Origin of the sequence: Rhabdothermincola sp. (genome assembly GCF_036846205.1) — a bacterium.
In the GTDB taxonomy this organism is placed as follows: Bacteria; Actinomycetota; Acidimicrobiia; order Acidimicrobiales; family Acidimicrobilacustridaceae; genus Rhabdothermincola.
In genome coordinates this window covers 1-5378 of the sequence record NZ_DAIUCK010000146.1, presented here as the reverse complement: position 1 = coordinate 5378, position 5378 = coordinate 1, and the positions used below count along the sequence as shown (strand labels likewise).

Genomic DNA, 5378 nt, shown 5'->3' with positions numbered 1-5378 from the left:
CGAGGTCGCGGAGTTCGCCCCTCCGGCCGCGGCGGAGAGGCGGGCGCGGGCGTTCCGCTAGGCTGCGCGCGTCCCCGAGGCGGTGCGGCCCGCGGGCGCCCGTTCCGCACCCGCTTCACGCATTGCGGGCATGCGCGTATCCTTTAGAGGAGAGCGAACGGCAGCCCGCCCGACGAGGAGGACGCGTGTCGACAGTCAAGCCGCCCGACATCGACCTGGGTCAGTACAAGTTCGGCTGGCATGACCCGGCGAACTACGTCTTCGAGCCGAAGAAGGGCCTGAACGCCGACGTCGTCCGCGAGATCTCGATGCTCAAGGGCGAGCCGGAGTGGATGACGAAGTTCCGGCTGCGCTCCCTGGAGATCTTCGAGCGCAAGCCCCTGCCCACCTGGGGCGGCGACCTCAGCACGCTCGACTTCCAGGACATCTACTACTTCATCCGCGCCTCGGAGAAGCAGGGCAAGGACTGGGACGAGGTCCCGGCCGACATCAAGAACACCTTCGACCGGCTGGGCATCCCCGAGGCCGAGCAGAAGTACCTCTCGGGCGTGAGCGCCCAGTACGAGAGCGAGGTCGTCTACCACTCCATCCGCAAGGACCTGGAGGAGAAGGGCGTCATCTTCTGCGACACGGACACGGCCCTCCGCGAGCACGAGGACATCTTCCGCGAGCACTGGGCCACCGTGATCCCGCCGGGCGACAACAAGCTGGCGGCGCTGAACTCGGCGGTGTGGTCGGGCGGCTCGTTCATCTGGGTGCCCGAGGGCGTGGAGGTCGAGATCCCGCTCCAGGCCTACTTCCGCATCAACGCGGAGAACATGGGCCAGTTCGAGCGGACGCTGATCATCGCCGACGAGGGCAGCCAGGTGCACTACATCGAGGGGTGCTCCGCTCCCGTCTACACCACCGACTCGCTGCACTCCGCGGTGGTGGAGATCGTGGTCAAGCCATCGGCCCGGGTCACCTACACCACCATCCAGAACTGGTCGACCAACGTGTTCAACCTGGTGACCAAGCGGGCGAGGGTCGAGGCCGAGGGCCACATGGAGTGGATCGACGGGAACATCGGCTCCCGACTCACCATGAAGTACCCCGCGGTGTACATGGTCGGGCCGAAGGCCTCGGGCGAGGTGCTGTCGGTGGCCTACGCGGGTCGCGGCCAGCACCAGGATGCCGGGGCGAAGATGGTCCACGCCGCACCCGAGACGACCTCGAAGATCGTCTCGAAGTCGATCTCGAAGGACGGTGGGCGCACCTCCTACCGGGGCCTGGTCCGGGTCGAGGACGACGCCTACGGCTGCAAGAGCCACGTGCAGTGCGACGCGCTCATCCTCGACGAGGACAGCGTGAGCGACACCTTCCCCTACATGGAGGTCGGGGCCCGGGACGCGATCGTCGGCCATGAGGCCACGGTGTCGAAGGTGGCTGACGAGCAGCTCTTCTACCTGATGAGCCGCGGCCTCTCCCAGGAACAGGCCATGGGCATGGTGGTGAACGGCTTCATCGAGCCGGTCACCCGCACCCTCCCGATGGAGTACGCGGTGGAGTGGAGCCGCCTGATCGAGCTGCAGATGGAGGGCTCCGTCGGGTAGCTGCCCGCGTGGCCGCCTGGCCGCATGGTCGCGATCCCGGCGAGGGTGGCCGGGCCCGGCGAGCATGCTCGACGCCGCCGTGGAAACCACCGACGCCGCTGGCAGGATGCAGGCATGCCCATGCGCCAGGACTGCAAGCACTTCGAGAGTCGCACATACGCGACCGGCGAGACGGTGCGCAAGTGCAACCTCGATCTCGCACCCGAGGCGCCGTGGCGCTGCCCGGACGACTGCCCTGCCTACGCCCGGCGTCTGGCCGACGTCAACTGGGCGCACGGCACGCTGGTGACCCCGCCCACGCCGGCCGAGCCGGAGGGTGAGGGCATCGCCGAGCTGCTCGACGAAGCGGAGGACATCGTCAACGCCGTGGGGCCCGAGGTGCTCGCGGAGCTGGAGGCGGAGCGCCGGCGGAACGCCGGGCTTCTCGGCCGGGTGCGGGCCCGGTTGCGCCGCTCGCCGTAGCCCCGGCGGCGTCGTGGTCTCCACGGGCGTCGTGCCCCGCGGCTCAGTGCCCTCGCCACGCCCGCTGCCCGCTGGCCCGAATTTCCCCTATGGCGATAGGGTAATTCCGATGCACGCCCCCACCCTGGCTGAGGTGACTCTGCCGTCACCCGAGGAGGAGGTCTGGCGATACAGCCGGATCGCCGAGCTCGACCTCACGGCGTTCCATCCCATCGAGCGGGGCACGGCCGGGGGGCCGTTGCCCGGGGCGGTGCGCGACCTGTTGACCGCGATCCCCGAGCGGGCCGGTGTGGTGGTGGTGGTCGACGGGACCGTGATCCACACCGAGCTCGCCGAGCCGGTGGCCCGGCACGGGGTGTGGTTCGGCCCGGCTCGGGAGTCCGCCGGCGCGAAGCCGGTCGGCGCGGGGCGCGAGCCGGTGGACGTGTTCGCCGCGCTGAACGCCGAGCGGTGCACCGACCCGGTGCTGCTCGAGGTCCCTGCCGGGGTGGAGGTTCCCGCGCCGTTCGTGGTCATCGACTGGCTCGAGACCGAGGCGGCGGCGGTCTTCCCCCGTCTCACCGTCCGTCTCGGTGCGGGCGCCGGGGCGACCGTGGTCGAGTGGCACGGCTCCGCCGACGTGCTCGCCCTGGCCTGTCCCGTCACCGACCTCTCGGTCGAGCAGGGCGCGCAGCTCGGCCAGGTCACCGTGCAGCATCGCGGTGAGCGGGTGTGGCAGATCGCCTCCCAAGGCTCCACCGTGGGGCAGCAGGCCTCGCTGGTCGCGGCCCAGATCGGCCTCGGCGGCGACTACGCGCGGACCCGAACCGACTGCCGGCTCGAAGGGCGCGGCGCCAGCGGCAAGCTGCTGGCCGCCTATTTCGGTGAGGGCGCCCAGACGCTCGACTTCCGGACCTTCCAGGACCACCTCGCGCCGGACACCACCAGCAACCTGCTGTTCAAGGGCGCGGTCGGGGGCTCGTCCCGATCCGTCTACACGGGGCTCATCCACGTCGGCAAGCACGCCCGGGGAACGAACGCCTTCCAGACCAACCGCAACATCAAGCTCTCCGAGCACGCCTGGGCCGAGTCGGTGCCGAACCTCGAGATCGAGAACAACGACGTGCGCTGCAGCCACGCCTCGACCGTCGGACCGGTCGACGAGGAGCAGCGCTTCTACCTCGAGAGCCGGGGGGTGCCCACCGCGGTGGCCGATCGACTGATCGTGTCCGGCTTCTTCGACGAGGTGCTCTCGCAGCTCCCGGTCAGCGCAGTGCGCAACTTGGTCGAGGGCGAGATCGACCGCCGCCTGGAGCGGAGCGAGCGGCCATGACCGTCGAGCGGCTCTGCTCCATCCACGACGTCGCACCCGGTGAGGCCCGGCGGGTCGACCTCGGCGACCTGCGCATCGCCGTGGTGCGCATCGGCGACGAGTGGTACGCGATCGGCGACACGTGCACCCACCAGAACATCTCGCTCTCGGAGGGCGAGGTGCACGAGGACACCCGGGAGATCGAGTGCTGGAAGCACGGGAGCTGCTTCTCGCTGGTCACCGGCGAGCCCAGCTCGTTGCCCGCCACCAAGCCCGAGCCGGTCTACGAGCTGCGCATCGACGGCGAGGACGTGCTGGTGGTCCTGCCATGAGTGAGCTGCGCATCGAGGGGCTGCGGGTGCGGGTCGCGGGGCGGGAGATCCTGCAGGGAATCGATCTCGTGGTCCGCAGCGGCGAGGTCCACGCGGTCATGGGGCCCAACGGGTCGGGCAAGTCCACGCTCTCGCACGTGCTGATGGGCAAGCCGGGCTACGAGGTCGTGGCCGGGTCGGCCAGCCTCGACGGCACCGACCTGCTGGCGCTGCCGGCCTGGCGGCGGGCCCAGGCAGGTCTGTTCCTGGCCCAGCAGTATCCCACCGAGGTGCCCGGGGTGGGCCTGGTGGACCTGCTCGAGGAAGCCTTCCGGGCCAGCGGTCGGGACGCCTCGGAGGTCCCCGCCCTGGTGCGGTCGGAGGCGGCCCGCATCGGCTTCGGGGAGCAGCTGCTCGAGCGGGCGGTGAACGTCGACCTGTCGGGCGGCGAGAAGAAGCGCAACGAGACGCTGCAGCTCGGTGTGCTGCGCCCCCGGTTCGCGATCCTCGACGAGCTCGACTCCGGGCTCGACGTCGACGCCCTCCGGGCCTGTGCCCGACGCATCGAAGCGGCCACCACCGAGTTCGACCTCGGAGTGCTGGCCATCACCCACTACTCGCGGCTGCTCAACGAGCTGCGCCCGGACGTGGTCCACGTCCTGGCCCGCGGGCGCATCCAGGCCACGGGTGGGCCGGAGCTGGCGGCGGAGCTGGAGCGCACCGGCTACGCCGCCTACGGTGAGGCCGATCACGAGGACGCATCCGGCCGTCGGAGTCCGGCGGGGACCGGTGACCCCTTCGCCGATCCGCTGGCCTGACTCGGCGCCGAGCCAGGGGAAGACCATGTGCCAGGGGAGGACCAGGTGATGGCAGCGCTCTCCGACACCGAAGCCCGGGCCCGCCTCGCCGGCCTCGACGGCTGGGAGATCGTCGACGGCAAGCTCCACCGGGAGCTGTCGTTCGCGGACTTCGGGGAAGCGTTCGCCTTCATGACCCGGGTGGCGTTGATCGCCGAGAAGCTCGACCACCACCCGGACTGGTCGAACAGCTGGAACTCGGTCGTCATCGACATCGTGAGTCACGCCGAAGGTGGGCTCACCGAGCGCTGTTTCGAGCTGGCGGCGCGGGTGAGCGAGGTGCTGCGCTAGCCACCGATCGACGACCTGGCGGGGGCTGTCGATCCGCACCAGCCGCTGGTCCGCAGCCCGGCGAAGCTTGAGGTGCCCTATCCTTCTCGTTGCTTGGTGCAGAGTTGATGGTGCACCTCGGTGAGATCGGTCGGACCGTGAGATCGGTCGGAACGACGGGCGCGGTGTCGGGCTGCCCGTGGGGCTCGAGAGGGTGGAGCGCGGTATGAGGCGGATCGTGGCCGGGATGACAGCGATCGTGTTGTGCGCGGCGGTGTGCGTGCTGGGCGCCGCCGAGGCGTCGGCCGGGGATCCGGAAGGCCAGATCACCCTCTTTCGCAGCATGATCGCCGACCCGCAGGACATCACGGTGGGCCCGGACGGGAACCTGTGGTTCACCAACTGGGGGAGCAACTCGATCGGGCGGGTCACGCCGGCGGGGGTGGTGTCGATCTTCACCGACCCCGGCATCGACGGACCGTTCAGGATCGCGGCGGGTCCGGACGGCAACGTGTGGTTCACCAACTCCGCTGGCAATGGGATCGGGCGGGTCACGCCGGCGGGGGTGGTGTCGATCTTCACCGACCCCGGCATC

Annotated in this window: 7 protein-coding genes; all 7 read left to right on the top strand. The window is 70.2% G+C overall.

The window, feature by feature from the left end:
- Positions 1–185: 185 nt before the first annotated feature.
- Positions 186–1592 carry a Fe-S cluster assembly protein SufB gene (gene sufB / locus V7004_RS15045; RefSeq protein WP_334145012.1) on the top strand — a complete coding sequence of 469 codons (1407 nt, stop codon included), beginning with the start codon at positions 186–188 and terminating at the stop codon, positions 1590–1592.
- 114 nt (positions 1593–1706) lie between these two features.
- The gene (locus V7004_RS15040; RefSeq protein WP_334145011.1) at positions 1707–2054 is read left to right on the top strand and encodes a hypothetical protein; all 348 of its coding nucleotides are present in this window, start codon (positions 1707–1709) and stop codon (positions 2052–2054) included.
- A 109-nt stretch (positions 2055–2163) separates the two neighbouring features.
- The gene (locus tag V7004_RS15035; protein WP_334145010.1) at positions 2164–3366 is read left to right on the top strand and encodes a SufB/SufD family protein; all 1203 of its coding nucleotides are present in this window, start codon (positions 2164–2166) and stop codon (positions 3364–3366) included.
- Positions 3363–3677, top strand: a complete 315-nt coding sequence (locus V7004_RS15030; RefSeq protein WP_334145008.1) for a Rieske (2Fe-2S) protein — start codon at positions 3363–3365, stop codon at positions 3675–3677. Before V7004_RS15035 ends, V7004_RS15030 begins: the two co-directional genes overlap by 4 nt.
- Positions 3674–4474 (top strand): Fe-S cluster assembly ATPase SufC, encoded by an 801-nt coding sequence (sufC, locus tag V7004_RS15025; RefSeq protein WP_334145007.1) that lies wholly within the window; start codon positions 3674–3676, stop codon positions 4472–4474. The genes V7004_RS15030 and sufC overlap by 4 nt, the downstream gene beginning before the upstream one ends.
- 48 nt (positions 4475–4522) lie before the next feature.
- Positions 4523–4804, top strand: a complete 282-nt coding sequence (locus V7004_RS15020; protein WP_334145005.1) for a 4a-hydroxytetrahydrobiopterin dehydratase — start codon at positions 4523–4525, stop codon at positions 4802–4804.
- Between the two features lie 226 nt (positions 4805–5030).
- The coding region (locus V7004_RS15015; RefSeq protein ID WP_442968078.1) for a Vgb family protein at positions 5031–5378 on the top strand (348 nt) is incomplete at its 3' end.